The 16,349-nt window shown below is 69.2% G+C and carries 16 protein-coding genes; 9 read left to right on the forward strand and 7 right to left on the reverse strand.

Annotated elements, in window-relative coordinates; genetic code table 11:
- Nucleotides 1–22: 22 nt before the first annotated feature.
- The 7 genes from ASF53_RS11230 to ASF53_RS11260 all read left to right on the forward strand — a co-directional run bounded on the left by ASF53_RS11230 (nt 23) and on the right by ASF53_RS11260 (nt 4,608).
- Nucleotides 23–349: a type II toxin-antitoxin system RelE/ParE family toxin gene (locus ASF53_RS11230; protein WP_056197933.1), complete on the forward strand. Its 327-nt coding sequence runs from the start codon at nt 23–25 to the stop codon at nt 347–349.
- Nucleotides 350–359: 10 nt separating this feature from the next.
- A complete protein-coding gene (locus tag ASF53_RS11235) occupies nt 360–653 on the forward strand; it encodes a helix-turn-helix domain-containing protein (protein ID WP_056197935.1) in 294 nt (97 codons plus the stop codon).
- A gap of 185 nt (nt 654–838) precedes the next feature.
- Nucleotides 839–1,300 (forward strand): 3-hydroxyacyl-ACP dehydratase FabZ, encoded by a 462-nt coding sequence (gene fabZ / locus ASF53_RS11240; RefSeq protein WP_056197937.1) that lies wholly within the window; start codon nt 839–841, stop codon nt 1,298–1,300.
- A gap of 2 nt (nt 1,301–1,302) precedes the next feature.
- Nucleotides 1,303–2,112: an acyl-ACP--UDP-N-acetylglucosamine O-acyltransferase gene (gene lpxA / locus ASF53_RS11245; protein ID WP_502690587.1), complete on the forward strand. Its 810-nt coding sequence runs from the start codon at nt 1,303–1,305 to the stop codon at nt 2,110–2,112.
- Nucleotides 2,113–2,123: 11 nt separating this feature from the next.
- Complete coding sequence (locus tag ASF53_RS11250; RefSeq protein WP_056197938.1) at nt 2,124–2,972, forward strand: LpxI family protein; 849 nt, start codon at nt 2,124–2,126, stop codon at nt 2,970–2,972.
- Nucleotides 2,969–4,129: a lipid-A-disaccharide synthase gene (gene lpxB / locus ASF53_RS11255; protein WP_056197940.1), complete on the forward strand. Its 1,161-nt coding sequence runs from the start codon at nt 2,969–2,971 to the stop codon at nt 4,127–4,129. The genes ASF53_RS11250 and lpxB overlap by 4 nt, the downstream gene beginning before the upstream one ends.
- On the forward strand, nt 4,126–4,608 hold the full coding sequence (locus tag ASF53_RS11260; RefSeq protein ID WP_056197942.1) for a YaiI/YqxD family protein: 483 nt from the start codon (nt 4,126–4,128) through the stop codon (nt 4,606–4,608). Before lpxB ends, ASF53_RS11260 begins: the two co-directional genes overlap by 4 nt.
- 44 nt (nt 4,609–4,652) lie before the next feature.
- Here ASF53_RS11260 and gltA read toward each other — a convergent pair whose 3' ends face one another.
- Entirely contained in the window at nt 4,653–5,942 is a 1,290-nt protein-coding gene (gltA, locus tag ASF53_RS11265) for a citrate synthase (protein ID WP_056197945.1), read from the reverse strand.
- A gap of 478 nt (nt 5,943–6,420) precedes the next feature.
- Nucleotides 6,421–7,845: a glutamate--tRNA ligase gene (gene gltX, locus ASF53_RS11270; protein ID WP_056197947.1), complete on the reverse strand. Its 1,425-nt coding sequence runs from the start codon at nt 7,843–7,845 to the stop codon at nt 6,421–6,423.
- 171 nt (nt 7,846–8,016) lie between these two features.
- On the opposite strand from gltX, the gene ASF53_RS11275 reads away from it, so the two are divergent.
- Complete coding sequence (locus tag ASF53_RS11275) at nt 8,017–10,275, forward strand: ComEC/Rec2 family competence protein (protein WP_056197949.1); 2,259 nt, start codon at nt 8,017–8,019, stop codon at nt 10,273–10,275.
- Here ASF53_RS11275 and lexA read toward each other — a convergent pair.
- Entirely contained in the window at nt 10,269–10,991 is a 723-nt protein-coding gene (gene lexA / locus ASF53_RS11280; protein ID WP_056197952.1) for a transcriptional repressor LexA, read from the reverse strand. The genes ASF53_RS11275 and lexA overlap by 7 nt on opposite strands.
- Before the next feature lie 164 nt (nt 10,992–11,155).
- Entirely contained in the window at nt 11,156–11,950 is a 795-nt protein-coding gene (locus ASF53_RS11285) for a DUF1236 domain-containing protein (RefSeq protein WP_056197955.1), read from the reverse strand.
- A gap of 453 nt (nt 11,951–12,403) precedes the next feature.
- Here ASF53_RS11285 and ASF53_RS11290 point away from each other — a divergent pair, with 453 nt between their 5' ends.
- Nucleotides 12,404–13,759 (forward strand): MFS family transporter, encoded by a 1,356-nt coding sequence (locus ASF53_RS11290; protein WP_056197957.1) that lies wholly within the window; start codon nt 12,404–12,406, stop codon nt 13,757–13,759.
- 61 nt (nt 13,760–13,820) lie between these two features.
- Here ASF53_RS11290 and ASF53_RS11295 read toward each other — a convergent pair whose 3' ends face one another.
- The 3 genes from ASF53_RS11295 to ASF53_RS11305 all read right to left on the reverse strand — a co-directional run bounded on the left by ASF53_RS11295 (nt 13,821) and on the right by ASF53_RS11305 (nt 16,333).
- A complete protein-coding gene (locus ASF53_RS11295; protein WP_056197959.1) occupies nt 13,821–14,645 on the reverse strand; it encodes a 3-oxoadipate:acetyl-CoA acetyltransferase in 825 nt (274 codons plus the stop codon).
- Between the two features lie 7 nt (nt 14,646–14,652).
- A complete protein-coding gene (locus tag ASF53_RS11300; protein WP_056197961.1) occupies nt 14,653–15,732 on the reverse strand; it encodes a tartrate dehydrogenase in 1,080 nt (359 codons plus the stop codon).
- A gap of 139 nt (nt 15,733–15,871) precedes the next feature.
- On the reverse strand, nt 15,872–16,333 hold the full coding sequence (locus ASF53_RS11305) for a hypothetical protein (protein ID WP_056198457.1): 462 nt from the start codon (nt 16,331–16,333) through the stop codon (nt 15,872–15,874).
- Between the last annotated feature and the right edge of the window lie 16 nt (nt 16,334–16,349).

Below are 16,349 nucleotides of genomic sequence, written 5' to 3' on the forward strand. Positions count from 1 at the left end.
GGTGAGCCGCTCATTTGGTGAGATGGCCGACGCGCTCCATACCGTCATCGAGACCGAGATTTATCTTCGGTCGGCGGAGCGCCTGATGACCGAGGCGGAGCGGGCAGCGGTCGTGGACGTTCTCGCCGCCGACCCATTCGCTGGCGATGTGATCCCGGGTACGGGTGGGCTGCGCAAGGTTCGCGTGCCTCTACCCGGTCGTGGCAAGCGCGGAGGCGCACGGGTGATCACGTGTTTTGTGAGCGCACGCGGCGTGTACCTGCTTCTGGCCTACGCGAAGAACGATCAAGCCAATCCGACACCGGCACAGGCGCAAGCGCTGGCGCGGTTGGTCGATACGCTGTTTTGAGGATGAAGCCATGGATGAGGCGACGTTCCAGGAACTGACGCGCAGCCTTGAGCAGGCGGCCGCCCATGCGCGCGGCGAGACCGTCGGTGGATTGCAGGTGCACGTTCCCCACGACATCGATGTGGTTGCGGTGCGGAGAGCCTCGGCTCTCTCACAGGACGCCTTCGCCCGCCGCATCGGCGTGGCCGTCGGGACGTTGCGGAACTGGGAACAGCGACGGCGGCGGCCCGAGGGGCCCGCCCGCGTGCTCCTCGCTCTTCTGGAAAAGAACCCGCGCCTCGTGGAGGAGACGCTCGGCGGTTGAGCCCGTGGCGGGCCGGCAACCCGGCCGTTCCCGCCTCGCAGACGCCCCGACGGCGCAAAAGTCTTGCATCCGCCTGATTTTCTGCCGAAGAGGGCGGCCTTCACCGGATATGGGCCACCGGCAAAGGGCACGGGACCGCGCGGCAGACGCCGCCGGGCAAGCATGGGCGGGGAGCGTTGGGACCGATGAGTGAGACGCGGGAGCTGGGTTCGGCTGACATCCAGAAGGTGCTGGAACTGCTGCCCCACCGCTATCCCTTCCTGATGATCGATCGCATCATCGAGATCGACCGGGACGAGAGCTGCATCGGCATCAAGAACGTCACGGCGAACGAGCCGCAATTCACCGGGCACTTTCCCGGCCTGCCGGTCTTCCCCGGCGTGCTGCTGATCGAGGGCATGGCCCAGACCGCGGGCGCGATCTGCTGCCGCCACATCATGAGCGACGACCTGAAGACCAAGCAGGTCTTCTTCATGACCATCGACAAGTGCAAGTTCCGCAAGCCCGTCGTGCCCGGCGACCAAGTGCGCTTCCACATGACGAAGATGAACCAGCGCAAGACCATGTGGTGGTTCCGCGGCGAGGCCCGCGTCGATGGCGTGCTCGTGGCCCAGGCCGAGATCGGTGCCATGCTGGTGACGGAGTGAACATCGTGCGGGACGGGATCCATCCGAGCAGCGTCGTCGAGGACGGCGCCCGGCTCGGGGACGGCGTGCGGATCGGACCGTTCTGCCATATCGGGCCTGACGTCGTGCTGGGGGACGGCTGCGAACTCGTCAGCCATGTCGTCGTCGCCGGCCGGACCACGGTCGGCGCGCGCACCCGGATCTACCCGTTCGCCTCGATCGGCCACCCGCCGCAGGATCTGAAATTCCGCGGTGAGCCCTCGACGCTGGTGGTCGGCTCCGATTGCCTGATCCGCGAGGGCGTGACGATGAATCCCGGCACGGCCGGCGGCGGCCTGGAGACGGTGGTCGGCAACGGCTGCGCCTTCCTGGCCAACAGCCATGTTGGCCATGATTGCCGCGTCGGCGACCACGTCATCTTCTCCAACAATGTGATGCTCGCCGGGCATTGCACGGTGGGCAACTACGCCATCCTCGGCGGCGGGGCGGCAGTGATCCAGTTCGCCCGCGTCGGCGACCATGCCTTCGTCGGCGGCCTCTCGGGGCTGGAGAACGACTGCATCCCCTACGGCATGGTGCTCGGCAACCGCGCCTATCTCTCCGGGCTCAACATCATCGGCCTCCAGCGCCGCGGTTTCTCGCGTGAGGATATCCACGCCCTGCGCCGGGCCTATCGGCTGCTCTTCGCCCAGGAAGGCACGCTGATGGAGCGCGTCGAGGACGTGGCGGCCGAGTTCGACACCCATTCGGCGATCCACGAAATCCTCGCCTTCATCCGCGCGGGCGGCAAGCGCTCGATCTGTACGCCCCGCCCCGTCTCCGCGGCGGCCTGAGGCGGCCCGTTGTGATCGATCCCGCCCGGCCCCTCGCCCTGGTGGCCGGCGCGGGCCACCTGCCGGAACTCGTCGCGGCCTCTCTCGATCGGGCGCGGCGGCCGTTCCGCGTGCTGGCCGTGCGCGGCTTCACCGAGCGGGCGATGCGGCGGCGTGCGGATGCGGTGGTCGATCTCCTCGACATCCCCGGCACCCTGGGCATCCTGAAGGAGTGGGCTCCCGCCGCCGTGGTGCCGGCCGGCGGCGTCACCCGCCCAAGCCCGGCCGCCCTGCTCAACGCGGCGCACGCGGTGCGCAACCGCGACATCCTGAAGAGTCTCGCCGGCGGTGACGACCGCCTGCTCCGGGCCGTGCTCTCGCTCCTCGAAGAAAACGGGCACCGGGTGCTCGGCGTCCACGAGGTCGCGCCCGACCTGCTCGGCCGGCTCGGTCGGCTCGGTCGGGTGGCGCCGGATCCCGACGCGACCCTCTCGATTGCCACGGGCCGCGCCATGCTCGGCGCGCTGAGTCCGTTCGATGTCGGGCAGGCCGCCGTGGTGGCGGGCGAGCGCGTCATCGCCGTCGAGGGCCCCGAGGGCACCGACCGCATGCTCGCCCGCGCCCGCGCGCTCAACCGCAAGCCCTTCGGCCGCGGCACGCCCGCGAAGGGGACGGTGCTCGTGAAGCTGCCGAAACTCGGCCAGGATCTGCGGATCGACCTGCCGGCCATCGGCCCGCGCACCGTGCGCCGCGCCGCGGAGGCCGGCTGCGCCGGCATCGCCATCGGCGCCGGCCATACGCTGGTGATCGACGGCGAGGCGACGGTGACGGCCGCGGATGCGGCGGGTCTGTTCCTGATCGGCGTGGAGGTCGCCCCGTGACGCATCGGCGGATCTGGCTCGTGGCGGGCGAGGATTCCGGCGACCAGCTCGGCGCCAAGCTGATCCGGGCCCTGCGGGCGCTCGCGCCCGAGCCCCTGACGCTCGGCGGCGTCGGCGGCGAGGCGATGGAGGCCGAGGGCTTCCGCTCGCTCTTTCCCATCGATGACGTGGCGGTGATGGGCTACCTGCCCGTGCTTGCCCGCGCCCGCACCCTGCTGCGGCGCATCCGCGAGACCGTGGACGACGTCGTGGCCGGTCGGCCGGACGTGCTCGTCATCATCGACAGCCCCGGCTTCACCCACGCGGTCGCGACCCGCGTGCGCAAGCGCCTGCCGGATCTGCCGATCGTCGATTACGTCTCGCCGAGCGTGTGGGCGTGGCGGCCGTGGCGGGCCAAGGGCATGGTGCCCTTCATCGACCACGTGCTCGCCCTCCTCCCCTTCGAGCCGGAGGCGCATCGCCGCCTCGGCGGGCCACCCTGCACCTATGTCGGCCACCCGCTGATCGAGCGTCTGGCCGAGCTGCGCCCCTCCCCCGAGGAAACGTCGGTCCGCGAAGGCCGCCCGCCGGTCCTCGCCGTCCTGCCGGGCTCGCGCCGCTCAGAAATCGAACGGCTGATGCCGATCTTCGGACAGGCGACCGCCGAACTCAGCCGGCGGGTCGGCCCGTTCGAGATCGAGCTGCCGGCGGTGAGCCGTCACCGCGCCCTGATCGAGCGGCTGGCCGCCGCCTGGGAGCGGCATCCGCGGATCGTCCACGGGGGGGGCGACAAGTACGCGACCTTCCGGCGGGCGCGGGCCGCGCTCGCGGCCTCCGGCACCGTCACCCTCGAACTTGCGCTCGCCGGCGTGCCGATGGTCGTGGCCTACAAGGTGTCGCGGGTCGAGGAAGTCATCGCCCGGCGGCTGATCCAGGTGCCGACGATCGTGCTGCCGAACCTGATCCTGTCCGAGAACGCCATGCCGGAATTCGTGCAGGCGGATTGTACGCCGGAGCGGCTGGCCGAGACGCTGGCGCCGCTTCTCGCGGGCGGCCCCGCCCGCCGGACACAGCTCGACGCGCTGGCCCGGATCGACGGCCGGATGCGGCTGCCCGGCGACGAGGAACCGAGCCAGGCGGCGGCCCGGATCGTCTTGGGCGCGCAGAGGGCGGCATGAGCGAGGAAGCGACGACGCCGAGGATCGCGATCTACGTCGATGCCGACGCCTGTCCGGTGAAGGACGAGGTGTACCGCGTCGCCGGGCGCTACGGCCTCCACGTCTTCGTCGTCTCGAACAGCTTTCTGAACCTGCCGCGCGAGCCCTGGATCGAGCGGGTCGTGGTCGGGGACAAGTTCGACGCGGCCGACGACTGGATCGCCGAGCGGGCGAGCCGCGGCGCCGTCGTCATCACGGCAGATGTGCCGCTGGCGAGCCGCTGCGTGAAAACCGGCGCGGTCGCGCTCGCGCCGAACGGCAAGGCCTTCACGGAGTCGTCGGTCGGTCTCGCCCTCGCGACCCGCAACCTGATGCAGGATTTGCGCGAAGCCGGCGCAATCACCGGTGGACCGAGGCCGTTTTCACCGAAGGACCGCTCGGCCTTTCTCGGTGCTCTGGATCGCGTGGTCATGCGCCTGAAGCGCGATCTCAAGCTCTGACATCGTGCGCCTCCGGACCGCAGGGTCCGGAGGCGATCTTCCGCTCAGCTCCGCTGGCCGATCGGCGTGTAGTCGCGGCGATCCGGGCCGATATAGAGTTGGCGCGGGCGGCCGATCTTCTGGGACGGGTCCTCGATCATCTCGGCCCACTGGGCGATCCAGCCGACGGTGCGGGCGAGCGCGAACAGCACCGTGAACATCGAGGTCGGGAAGCCGAGTGCCTTGAGGGTGATGCCCGAGTAGAAGTCGATGTTCGGGTAGAGCTTCTTCTCGATGAAGTACTCGTCCTCGAGGGCGATCTTCTCGAGCTGGACGGCCACCTCGAGGAGGTCGTCCTTGATCCCGAGTTCGTTCAGAACCTCGTGGGTCGTCTTCTGCATGATGCGCGCGCGCGGGTCGTAGTTCTTGTAGACCCGGTGGCCGAAGCCCATCAAGCGGAAGGGATCGTTCTTGTCCTTCGCCTTGGCGACGTATTTTTGCACGTTCTCGGGATGCCCGATCTCCATGAGCATCTTGAGCGCCGCCTCGTTGGCGCCACCATGGGCCGGGCCCCACAGGCAGGCGATGCCGGCCGCGATGCAGGCGAACGGATTGGCGCCCGAGGAGCCGGCGAGACGCACCGTCGAGGTCGAGGCGTTCTGCTCGTGGTCGGCGTGCAGGATGAAGATCTTGTCCAGCGCGCGGGCGTAGATCGGGTTGACGACGTATTCCTCGCACGGAACCGCGAAGCACATCCGCAGGAAGTTCGAGGTGTAATCGAGGTCGTTCTTCGGATACACGAAGGGCTGGCCGATCGTGTACTTGTAGGCCATCGCGGCCAGCGTCGGCATCTTCGCGATCATGCGCAGCGAGGCGATCATCCGCTGCTGCTCGTCCGAGATATCGGTCGAGTCATGGTAGAAGGCCGAGAGCGCGCCGACGCAGGCCACCATCACCGCCATCGGGTGGGCGTCGCGGCGGAAACCCTGGAAGAAGCGGCTCATCTGGTCGTGCACCATGGTGTGGCGCGTGACCCGGTAATCGAAATCCGCCTTCTGGGCCGAGCTGGGCAGCTCGCCGAACAGCATCAGGTAGGCGGTCTCGAGAAAGTCGCCGTTCTCGGCGAGCTGCTCGATCGGATAGCCACGATAGAGCAGGATGCCCTCGTCGCCGTCGATATAGGTGATCTTCGACTCGCAGGAGGCGGTCGAGGTGAAGCCCGGATCGAAGGTGAACTTGCCGGTCTGGGCGTAGAGCTTGCCGATATCGACGACGTCGGGGCCGATCGTTCCGGTCTTGATGGGCAATTCGACGTTTTTGTCGCCCACGATGATGGTGCTGGCGGAAGCGCTCATGGGATCGCGGACCCTCTCTTGCGACGGGAACAGCACGGGACTGGAAGGCAAGGCCTCCCGCTCCGTTGTGGCGCCGCAGCAGAGCACTGCGCCCGCTCACTGAAGCACCGGGTTAGCGGATCGGTCGGCGCCCAGCAACGGTGGGTCTCTCCCGGCCTCTTCGCATATGCGAAAAACGAGCCGGATCTGTCACTGTACGCGCCGGATGAAAACGAGTCCGACCCGCTGGCTCTTTCAACTTTCGATCGTTTTGGGCGCTCCGACAGAGCGAAGATGACGCAGAATGACACGTTCAGGCAAGACTTTCCGGCCCTCGACCGGACGATCTGTCGCCGTCGAAGGACGAGGCTGTCATTTGCGCTAAAATGTCATTTAGAGCGACGCGAAGCCCGTGAGGAGACGGATATCGCGCCGCGGCGCACCAGCTCAGCCCATGCACCGCGACGTTGGACGCGGAGATCCGTCGCGTGGCCCGGCGTCAGGCCGGCAGGCGATCCCGGAGGCGAGCCAGTGCCTCGTCGCGGCCGAGCACGGCCAGGACGTCGAAGACCGGCGGCGAGGTGGCACGTCCCGTCAGCGCCGCCCGCAGGGGCTGGGCGACTTGGCCCAGCTTGACCCCCTGAACGTCCGCGAACTGGCGCACCGCAGCCTCCGTCGTCGCCGCGTTCCATTCCGGCAGGGCTTCGAGCGCCGGCAGGAGCGCCCGCAGCCGCTCCGGCGCGTCGCCTGCGAGCAAGGTTTCGGCCTTGGCGTCGAGGGCGAGCGGACGCGGGGCGTAGAGGTAGTAGGCGCTGTCGAGGAGTTCGACGAGGGTCTTGGCGCGCTCCTTCAGGCCGGGCATCGCCGACAGGAGCTTTTCGCGCAGATCCGGCGTCAACTTGCTCGGCAGGCCGCGCTCGGGGCCGCGAGCCGGCAGGATCGCGTCGATCGCATCCACCAGAACCGAATCGGCGCTGCCGCGGATATAGAGCCCGTTGAGGCTTTCCAGCTTCGTGAAGTCGAACCGCGCTGCCGAGCGGCCAATCGCCTTCAGATCGAAGGCGGCGATCATCTCCTCGGTGGAGAACACTTCCTGATCGCCGTGGCTCCAGCCAAGCCGCACGAGGTAGTTGCGAAGCGCCGCCGGGAGGTAGCCGCGGTCGCGGTACTCCTCGACGCCCAGCGCGCCGTGGCGCTTCGACAGCTTCGCGCCGTCCGCCCCGTGGATGAGCGGGATATGCGCCATGGCCGGCACGTCCCAGCCGAGCGCCCGGTAGATCTGGCTCTGGCGGGCGGCGTTGGTGAGGTGGTCGTCGCCGCGGATCACCTGCGTGACGCCCATATCGTGGTCGTCCACCACGACGGCGAGCATGTAGGTCGGCGTGCCGTCGGAGCGCAGCAGCACGAGATCGTCGAGATCGCGGTTGGCCCATGTGACGCGGCCCTGCACGGCGTCCTCGACCACGGTTTCGCCCTCGCTCGGTGCACGCAGCCGGATCACAGGCTTCACGCCCGCAGGAGCGTCGGACGGGTCGCGGTCACGCCAGCGGCCGTCGTAGCGCGGGGCGCGGCCCTCGGCGCGGGCGGTCTCGCGCATCTGAGTCAGCTCTTCGGCGCTGGCGTAGCAGTGATAGGCGTTGCCCGAGGCGAGCAGGCTCTCGGCGACCTCGCGGTGCCGCTCGGCGCGGGCGAATTGGTAGATCACCTCCCCGTCCCAATCGAGGCCGAGCCAGCGCATCCCGTCGAGGATCGCGTCGATCGCCCCTTGCGTCGAGCGTTCCCGGTCGGTGTCCTCGATGCGCAGCAGCATCCGCCCGCCGAAGCGGCGGGCGTAGAGCCAATTGAACAGAGCCGTGCGCGCTCCGCCGATATGCAGGAAGCCCGTGGGTGAGGGCGCAAAGCGCGTGACGACCGGTGACGACATCGGCTGCTGGGAAGCTTCTTCTTGAAAAAGTGCGGGATGGCGCGCGTGCGGCTGCGGCCGGTCTCGGCGGGCGTGTAGCACGAGCGAGCGGATGCGTTAAGAATTCGTCACGACTGCCCGTCGCGCGGGCATCGCAGGTCTCGGAGCGCGGCGGGGCATGGCAGGGGGCGCATGGCGGGGGGCGGCGGCAGGGCGATGCGCGGGGCCGTTCCGGCCCTCCTCGCCGGTCGCCTCCCCGCCCCCACGCAGCTCTGGCAGGCCACGCTCGAGGGGTTTCGCGGCAGCATCGCCCGCGAGGCCGAGCAGCGGCGACTGTTCCCCTGGCTCGCCGTCGCTTTCGGGGCCGGCATTCTCGTCTTCTTCACGGCGACGGATGGAGAGCCGTCCCTCGCCGCGCCGCTGATCGCGGCGGGGCTGTGTCTTTCGGTGACACCGCTGCTGCGGGCGCGCCCGGTTGCGCTCGCGCTGATGCTCGCCCTCGCCGCGCTCTTTCTCGGCTTCGCGGCGGGCGTCTGGCGGGTCGCCTCCGTGGCGGGGCCGGTCCTGACCCGTGTCACCATCGCGCCGCTCGTCGGCCTCGTCGAAGGGCTCGACGAGCGCGAGGGCGGCGCCCGACTGATCGTGCGCGTCGAGCGCTTCGGCGATCTCGATGCGGAGCGCCGCCCGCGCCGGGTGCGAGTCTCCTATCGCGCCGCGCAGGCGGTGAAGCCGGGTGATGCCATTCGCGCCACCGCCCGCCTCCTGCCACCGCCGGAGGCGGTGCGACCGGGCGGCTACGATTTTGCGCGCGACGCTTACTTTCGCGGAATCGGCGCCGTGGGCTCGCTGGTCGGCAAGGTCGAAATCGGCCCCCCGGCCGAGCCGCTGGCCCTGCCGCTGCGGTTGACCGCTGCCATCGACGCGGCCCGCAATGCCTTCACCCGCCGCATCACCGACGCGATCGGCGGACAGGCCGGCGCGGTGGCGGCGGCCCTCGTCACCGGAAAGCGTGGGCTGATCTCGAACGAGACCAACGATGTGCTGCGGGCGGCGGGAATTTATCACGTCGTTTCGATCTCTGGGCTCCACATGGTGCTCGCGGCCGGCGTCGTGTTCTGGCTGGTGCGGGCCGGACTCGCGCTGGTGCCGGTGCTGGCCCTCGCTTGGCCCATCAAGAAGATCGCGGCCGGCGTGGCGATGCTGGGCGTCACCGCCTATTGCGCCTTTTCGGGCTGGGACGTCGCGGCGGAGCGGGCGCTGATCATGACGTTGGTGATGCTCGGCGCGATCCTCGTCGATCGCCCGGCGCTCAGCCTGCGCAACCTCGCCCTGGCGGCCATCCTGGCGCTCGCCCGCGAGCCGGAGGCGCTGCTGGGGCCGAGTTTCCAGATGTCGTTCGGCGCCGTGGCCGGCCTCATCGCCTGCGCACCACTCATCGACGGGCGGGTGTTCCGAACCGACAGCCCGTCCCGGATCGCGCGGGCCGCATCCTGGGTGGCGAAGGCGGTGGTCGGAACGCTGGCCACCACGCTGGTGGCGCAGCTCGCCACCGCGCCGTTCGCGACCTACCACTTTCAGACCGTGCAGCCCTTCGGCCTGGTCGGCAATGCGCTGACCCTGCCGCTCGTCTCGCTCGCGGTGATGCCCGCAGCGGTGCTCGGGATGCTGGCCTACCCCTTCGCCCTCGACCGTCCAGTCTGGTGGTTGATGGGGCTTGCGGTGCGCGGCATGCTCGAAATCTCCGCTTGGATCGCCGGGTTCGGGCAGGCCAATGTCGTGCTCCCCGCATTCGGAACGGGCGCCTTCGCACTGCTCGCCATTGCCCTGCTGATGGCGACGCTTCCGATTTCGCGGCTGCGGTTCCTCGCCCTCGTGCCGGCGGGTTTTGGCGTCGCCCTCGCCGCAAGCCCGATCCGGTACGACATCTACATCGACCGCGACGGAGCCGGCGCCGCGGTCCGCGGCAAGGACGGGCGCCTCGTCGTCCTCGGGCGCCCGCCCGGCTTCGTGCTCGAACAATGGCTGAAGGCCGATGGCGACGGGCGCCGTCCGGAGGCTGCGACCGGAGCCGCGGGGCCACGCTGCGACCGGATCGGCTGCACCCTCACCGCGGTGGACGGGCGCACCGTCGCCCTGGTCACGGACAAGCGCGCTTTCGCCGAAGATTGCGCCCGGGCCGACATTCTCATCAGTCGCCTGCGTGCCCCGCCGGGCTGCGCTGCGCCGCTGATCGCCGACCGGACGTTCCTGGCGGCGCGGGGTGCCACCGCGATCCGCCTCGGAATGGCAGGACCTGACATCGTCACCGCACGCGGGGCCGGTCAGCCGAAGCCCTGGCAGCCTCGGCCTGTCAGCGCGGCGACGCCGGCAACTCCGCCGGAGTCCCAAACGCTCAACGATTCAAGTGCGGCGGATCCATTAGACCCGCCGCCCTCCGAGAACCCTCAGTAACGGCGCACGAGGCTCACGAGCTTGCCCTGGATGCGCACCCGATCGGGCCCGAGCACGCGGGTCTCGTAGGCCGGATTGGCGGCTTCCAGCGCGATCGACGAGCCGCGGCGGCGCAAACGCTTGAGGGTCGCCTCCTCGTCGTCGATCAGCGCGACGATGATGTCGCCGTTATTGGCGGTCTCCTGTTTGTGGATCACCACGAGGTCGCCATCGAGAATGCCGGCCTCGATCATCGAATCGCCGCGCACTTCCAGCGCGTAATGCTCGCCGCCAGCCAGGAAGTCGGGGGACATCGAAATTGAGTGGCTCTGGCTCTCGATGGCCGAGATCGGCACACCGGCGGCTATCCGGCCCATCACCGGCACCATCACCGATTGGCCCTTGCCGTCATGGGCCTGAAGCATCGGGGGCTTCGGCGCGGCGGGCTTGGTCGAAAGGCCGCCCTCGACCACGCTCGGCGTGAAGCGCCGCGGCTCGGAGGAGGCGGGCTTGGCCGCCGGCATGTCGGGCATGCGCAGGATCTCGATCGCCCGCGCCCGGTTCGGCAGCCGGCGGAGAAAGCCGCGCTCTTCCAGCGCCATGATCAGGCGGTGGATGCCGGATTTGGATTTCAGGTCCAGCGCGTCTTTCATCTCGTCGAAGGACGGCGGCACGCCGCTCTCCTGCATCCTCTGCTGGATGAACTGGAGCAGTTCGAGTTGTTTGCGGGTCAGCATGCGGCACCTGCTGTCGACCGCGGGCCGAGGGCGCCGCAGATTCGTTGAAAACAAAGCACGAACAGCCTAGACGTTCCTCTCCTGTTCCGCAAGCATTCCCCTCAAGCACAAGAGGCGGCGGAGCCGTCGCTCCGCCGCCTCCCCTGTCGTGCCGTCGATCCGGATCAGGCCGGGATCACGTCCACGATCTCGTAGGTGTCGGGATCGATGATGACGATGTCGTCCCCGACGAGGATGAACTGCAGGCCGCGATAGGCGGGCACCACCGAGAGGATCGCCGGGGGCAGCGGGTGCAGCGAGACCGAGCGCGGGATCGCCGTGCCGACGCGAACGGCGAAGTTGACGTTCGTGACGGCGCGAACGCTGGAACGGGTGATCGACTGGCGGAACTCGCTGCGTTGCGTCGAACTCAGGTTCTTCGAAGCGCCGCGCGCCTCGACGGCACCCCCGCGACCGCCTCGCTCGCCGGCGCTACCGCGTTCACCCGCTGCATCCCGCCCGCCGCGCTCGCCCGGACCGTCACGCCCGTCCCGTCCACCGCGCTCACCTGCGCCGCCGCGGTCATTCTGCCCGGACTCGCGGTTGCCGCGCTCGCTCGGCTGCTCGCCGCGGGCCGGGCCGCCCTCGCGCCCGCCACGGGCACCCGGCTCGGCTCCCTCGCCGCCGCGTGCCGCCCCGCCGCTCTCGCCGCCACGGGCACCACCGCCGACATCGGCGCCGCCACGGGCACCGCCAGCGCCGCCGGCCTCGCCCGCACCGCCCCGTGCTCCACCGCCGCCCACACCGCCAGCGCCTCCTCCCGCTGCTCCGCCCGCGCCTCCGCCGGCACCACCAGCACCGCCGGCGCCCACACCACCGCCACCGCCGGCACCACCGGCGCCGCCGCCTTGAGCGAGTGCGGTCGCCGCGCCCAACATCAGGATCGCTGCCGTCGCCGTACTGCGAAAGAATTTCGTCATGTTCCGTCCCCGTCTTTTCTCAGTCGCCGAATTGGCGCTGAATTCGGGGACGCAACGGCAACCGCCGGAAAACCGTTCCCGGTATAGACCTGTCCGGTTGTTCTTCGGGATAAGCGCGGGAATGCGCGTTCGGGTACGGTCAAGTCCGAAACCGCTCCCGAGAAAACCCATCATGTGTTTGGAAGAACTGCAACGAAGGCGAGGATATCGCTCTTGAGCGGACGATCATGCCGCGCTGGCCCGCTCTCCTCCGAAACCGGAAGGCCGAGCTGCGGCGGCCATCCCCGGACGAAGGCCTGATCGAACCGAACGATCCGACGCGAGAGCGCAACGTTCCCTGGGGTCTGTCATGGAATGGCCGCATATCGCGTCGGCGCTTGGCCGGTCTCGGTTGCATACAGTCCTTTATAAGGGCTCACGGCCGCTCGAGGGCCGGATCATCAGGGGAAACGCATGCTGGAAACCAGCGCCGCGGCGCCGCCGCTCGACGAGGCCGCCGACCGCCGCCGACGCATCATGGCCATCGTCGGGTCGTCGTCGGGCAATCTCGTCGAGTGGTACGACTTCTACTGCTACGCCTTCTTCGCCCTCTACTTTGCCCCCGTCTTTTTCCCGGAGGGCGACGACACCGGTCAGCTCCTGAAGTCGGCTGCGGTCTTCGCGGTGGGCTTCTTCATGCGGCCCATCGGCGGCTGGCTGTTCGGCCGCATCGCCGACCGTCTCGGGCGCAAGACCTCGCTGATGATCTCGGTGCTGATGATGTGCGGCGGCTCGCTCGCCATCGCTCTACTGCCGACCTACGCGACCGTCGGCCACCTCGCGCCGGTCCTCCTCGTGATCGCGCGCATGGTGCAGGGCCTCTCCGTCGGCGGCGAGTACGGCACCAGCGCAACTTACATGAGCGAGGTCGCGACCAAGGGGCAGCGCGGGTTCTTCGCCTCGTTCCAGTACGTTACGCTGATCGGCGGCCAGTTGCTCGCCTCGTTGGTGCTCGTCGTGCTCCAGAGCTTGCTCACGGCCGAGCAACTCACGGCCTGGGGCTGGCGCATCCCCTTCGTCATCGGTGCGCTCGCCGCGGTGGTCGCCCTGTTCCTGCGTCGCTCGCTCTCCGAGACGATGAGTGCGGAGAACAAGGATTCGAAGGAGGCCGGAACCCTCTCCGGCCTGCTCAAGCACTGGCGGGCCTTCGCCGTGGTGCTGGCCTATACGGCCGGTGGGTCGCTGTCGTTTTACACGCTCACGACCTACATGCCGAAATACCTCTTCAACACGGCGCGTATGGACAAGGTGACCGCCTCGCAGGTCACGACGGTGGCTTTGTTCGCCTACATGGCGATCCAGCCCTTCTTCGGCTGGCTCTCCGACCGGATCGGCCGGAAGACGAACATGCTGCTGTTCAGCGGCATCGGGATGGTGATGATCGTGCCGCTGATGACGGCGATCGGCACCACCACCGACCCCGTCCTGTCCTTCGGCCTGATCATGATCGGGCTCGTGGTGATCAGCTTCTACACCGGCATCAGCGGCATCGTGAAAGCGGAGCTGTTCCCGACCCAGGTGCGTGCGCTCGGTGTCGGCTTGTCCTACGCCTTGGCCAACTCGCTGTTCGGCGGCACGGCGGAGGCGGTCGCGCTCTGGCTCAAGCATGTCGGCGCGGAGAGCAGCTTCTTCTGGTACGTCGCCGTGATGCTCGCGATCTCGTTCGCAGCCTCGCTGGTGATGCCGAACCCGAAGCGCCACGGCTATCTCGACGGCGACGGCACCGTCGAGGAGGCTCTGGGGCGCAAGACGAGCCCCGCCTTGGCCTGATCGGCGCGAGACTGCGTCGTCCCGAGAGGCGAGAGCCGCCTTTCGGGACGACGCCTTGGGTTTAGCCAAGGCCCAGAATCGCCCGCGCCTCGGCCGGCGTCGCCGGCCGGGCGCCGTGCTCGGCACAGATCCGGCTGGCCAGACGGACAAGGTCGGCATTGCCGTCGGCAAGCCGCTCCTTGGAGAGGCGCACGTTGTCCTCCAGGCCCGTGCGCACGCCCTGCGCGCCCCGCGACACGGCCCAGCCCATCACCGGGCTCTGGAAGCGGCCGATGCCGAAGGCGCCCCAGGTCGCGCCCGGCAGCAGGCGCCGGGTCTCGGCCAGCAGGATGTCGAGCAGGTGCGGGTCGGGCGGCAGCGCGTTGCGGATGCCCATGACGAACTGCAGATGGGGCTGCGCGCCGATTACGCCCTCGTCCACTAGGCGGCGTGCATTGTGGATATGGGTGAGGTCGAACACCTCGATCTCCGGGTATACGCCCTCCTCGCGCATCCGCCAGCCCAGCGCCGTGAACGAGGCGGCCGGGTTCTCGTAGATCCCGTCGCCGAAATTGACGGAGCCGGTGGTCAGCGAGGCCATGTCCGGCCTATGGATCAAGCAGGCGCCCCGCTCCATTGGATCGGGGCCCGCCCCGCTCGTCGAAAACTGCACGATCATGTCCGGGCAATGCCGGCGGATCCCCTCCTGCACCCGCCCGAAGCGCTCGGGATCGAGCGACGGGCTCTCGTCGTCTCCCCGGACGTGGATATGTGCAAGCGCCGCGCCGGCCTCGTAGGCGGCGTGGGTCGATTCGATCTGTTCGGCGGGCGTGATCGGCACGGTCGGGTTGTCGGCCTTGCGGGCGACCGAGCCGGTGATCGCGACGGTGACGACGACGGGTCTCATCGCAGCCTCAGCCCAGCGCCTGTTCGACCGCGCGGCTGCAGGCCTGCGTGTCGGCGGTGCCGCCGAGGTCGCGCGTGCGCAATGTCTGCTCGGCGAGCACCCGCTCGATGCCGGCGACGATCTCGGCGGCCGCCGCCCGCTCGCCGAGATGCTCCAGCATCATCGCCCCCGACCAGATCTGGCCGATCGGGTTGGCGACCCCCTGTCCGGCGATGTCGGGGGCCGAGCCGTGCACCGGCTCGAACACGGACGGATAGAGCCGGTCCGGATTGATGTTGCCCGAGGGCGCGATGCCGATGGTGCCGGTGCAGGCTGGCCCGAGATCGGAGAGGATGTCGCCGAAGAGGTTCGAGGCGACCACCACGTCGAACCGGTCCGGGTTCAGCACGAAATGCGCGGTCAGGATGTCGATATGGTATTGGTCCCAACGGATATCAGGGTAGCCCGCGGCCACGGCCCGCACCCGCTCGTCCCAGAACGGCATAGTGATCGAGATGCCGTTCGATTTGGTCGCCGAAGTCAGGTGACGCTTGGGCCGGCTCTGCGCCAGCTCGAAGGCGAATTTCAGCACGCGATCGACGCCGTGGCGGGTGAACACCGATTCCTGAACCGCGAATTCCCGCTCGGTGCCGGCGAACATCCGTCCGCCCGCATTGGAGTACTCGCCCTCGGTGTTCTCGCGGACGACCCAGAAATCGATGTCGCCGGGCTTGCGGCCGGCCAGCGGTGACGGCACGCCCGGCATCAGGCGCACCGGGCGCAGGTTGACGTATTGGTCGAATTCGCGCCGGAACTGGATCAGCGAGCCCCAGAGCGAGACGTGGTCGGGCACGCGTTCGGGCATGCCGACGGCGCCGAAGAAGATCGCGTCGTGGCCGCCGATCTGCGCCTTCCAATCCTCGGGCATCATCCGCCCGTGCGCCTCGTAATAGTCGCAGCTCGCGAAATCGAACCAGTCCTGCACGATCTCGAAGCCGTGACGGGCGGCGGCCCGTTCCAGAACCCGGACGCCCTCCGGCATGACTTCCTTGCCGATGCCGTCGCCGGGGATCACCGCGATCCGGTAGCTGCGCTTCGTCCCGCCCATGGTCGTCGCCTCGTCTCCGCCCCCGGCGTCTCACTTGCGCCAGCGTCTCGCGCCGTCAATGGCGGGCGGCGACAAGCGGGGACGCCGCTGCCGGGCAAGAGGCGTAAGGGGTTCGAGCGGGAGGCTCGGGCGCGGCGGCTCAGTGGATCGAGCCGGTCGTCTCGCCGGGGCATGTCGCCTGAGGCCGGGCGCGCAAGATGCGCTTCAGGCGCAGGGGCTGCGAGCCGTCGGCCCCGTGCAGCGTGCCGACCAGCGCATCCGATCCGGCCGTGCCGCGGAAGCTGACGAGACCGGCGCTGGTCTCGAGGTGGAAGGCGACATCCTTGGTGCTGTCGTCGATCGAGACCGCGGTTTCGATCGGGGCCGGCAGGCCCGCCCCCTCGTAGACGAGGTTGTCGCCCTTGGGCCAACGCTTGAGCGTGATGCGCCGGCCGGCCTGCGCGCCATCCGCGGGCATCGTGCAGAGGTCGGCATAGACGTAGGTGCCGGAGACCCAGCTCGTGCGCGCCTCCGCCGGCAGGGAGGCGAGGCCGGCGAGCGCCACGCCAGCGACCAAGCCACCGAGGAAACCGGGGCGTGCGAGGTGGCCGGCTGACGACATGTCGATCTTCCTGTCC

The sequence above is a fragment of the Methylobacterium sp. Leaf123 genome (genome assembly GCF_001423405.1).
GTDB lineage: Bacteria > Pseudomonadota > Alphaproteobacteria > Rhizobiales > Beijerinckiaceae > Methylobacterium.

Excerpts from the sequence above, each read along its gene's own strand:
- ASF53_RS11285 (WP_056197955.1), bottom strand. The coding sequence starts at position 11,950 with ATGACGAAATTCTTTCGCAGTACGGCGACGGCAGCGATCCTGATGTTG.
- ASF53_RS11295 (WP_056197959.1), bottom strand. The coding sequence starts at position 14,645 with ATGAGACCCGTCGTCGTCACCGTCGCGATCACCGGCTCGGTCGCCCGC.
- gltX (WP_056197947.1), bottom strand. The coding sequence starts at position 7,845 with ATGTCGTCACCGGTCGTCACGCGCTTTGCGCCCTCACCCACGGGCTTC.
- ASF53_RS11300 (WP_056197961.1), bottom strand. The coding sequence starts at position 15,732 with ATGGGCGGGACGAAGCGCAGCTACCGGATCGCGGTGATCCCCGGCGAC.
- ASF53_RS11230 (WP_056197933.1), top strand. The coding sequence starts at position 23 with ATGGCCGACGCGCTCCATACCGTCATCGAGACCGAGATTTATCTTCGG.
- ASF53_RS11235 (WP_056197935.1), top strand. The coding sequence starts at position 360 with ATGGATGAGGCGACGTTCCAGGAACTGACGCGCAGCCTTGAGCAGGCG.
- ASF53_RS11305 (WP_056198457.1), bottom strand. The coding sequence starts at position 16,333 with ATGTCGTCAGCCGGCCACCTCGCACGCCCCGGTTTCCTCGGTGGCTTG.
- fabZ (WP_056197937.1), top strand. The coding sequence starts at position 839 with ATGAGTGAGACGCGGGAGCTGGGTTCGGCTGACATCCAGAAGGTGCTG.
- lexA (WP_056197952.1), bottom strand. The coding sequence starts at position 10,991 with ATGCTGACCCGCAAACAACTCGAACTGCTCCAGTTCATCCAGCAGAGG.
- ASF53_RS11260 (WP_056197942.1), top strand. The coding sequence starts at position 4,126 with ATGAGCGAGGAAGCGACGACGCCGAGGATCGCGATCTACGTCGATGCC.
- ASF53_RS11275 (WP_056197949.1), top strand. The coding sequence starts at position 8,017 with ATGGCGGGGGGCGGCGGCAGGGCGATGCGCGGGGCCGTTCCGGCCCTC.
- ASF53_RS11290 (WP_056197957.1), top strand. The coding sequence starts at position 12,404 with ATGCTGGAAACCAGCGCCGCGGCGCCGCCGCTCGACGAGGCCGCCGAC.
- gltA (WP_056197945.1), bottom strand. The coding sequence starts at position 5,942 with ATGAGCGCTTCCGCCAGCACCATCATCGTGGGCGACAAAAACGTCGAA.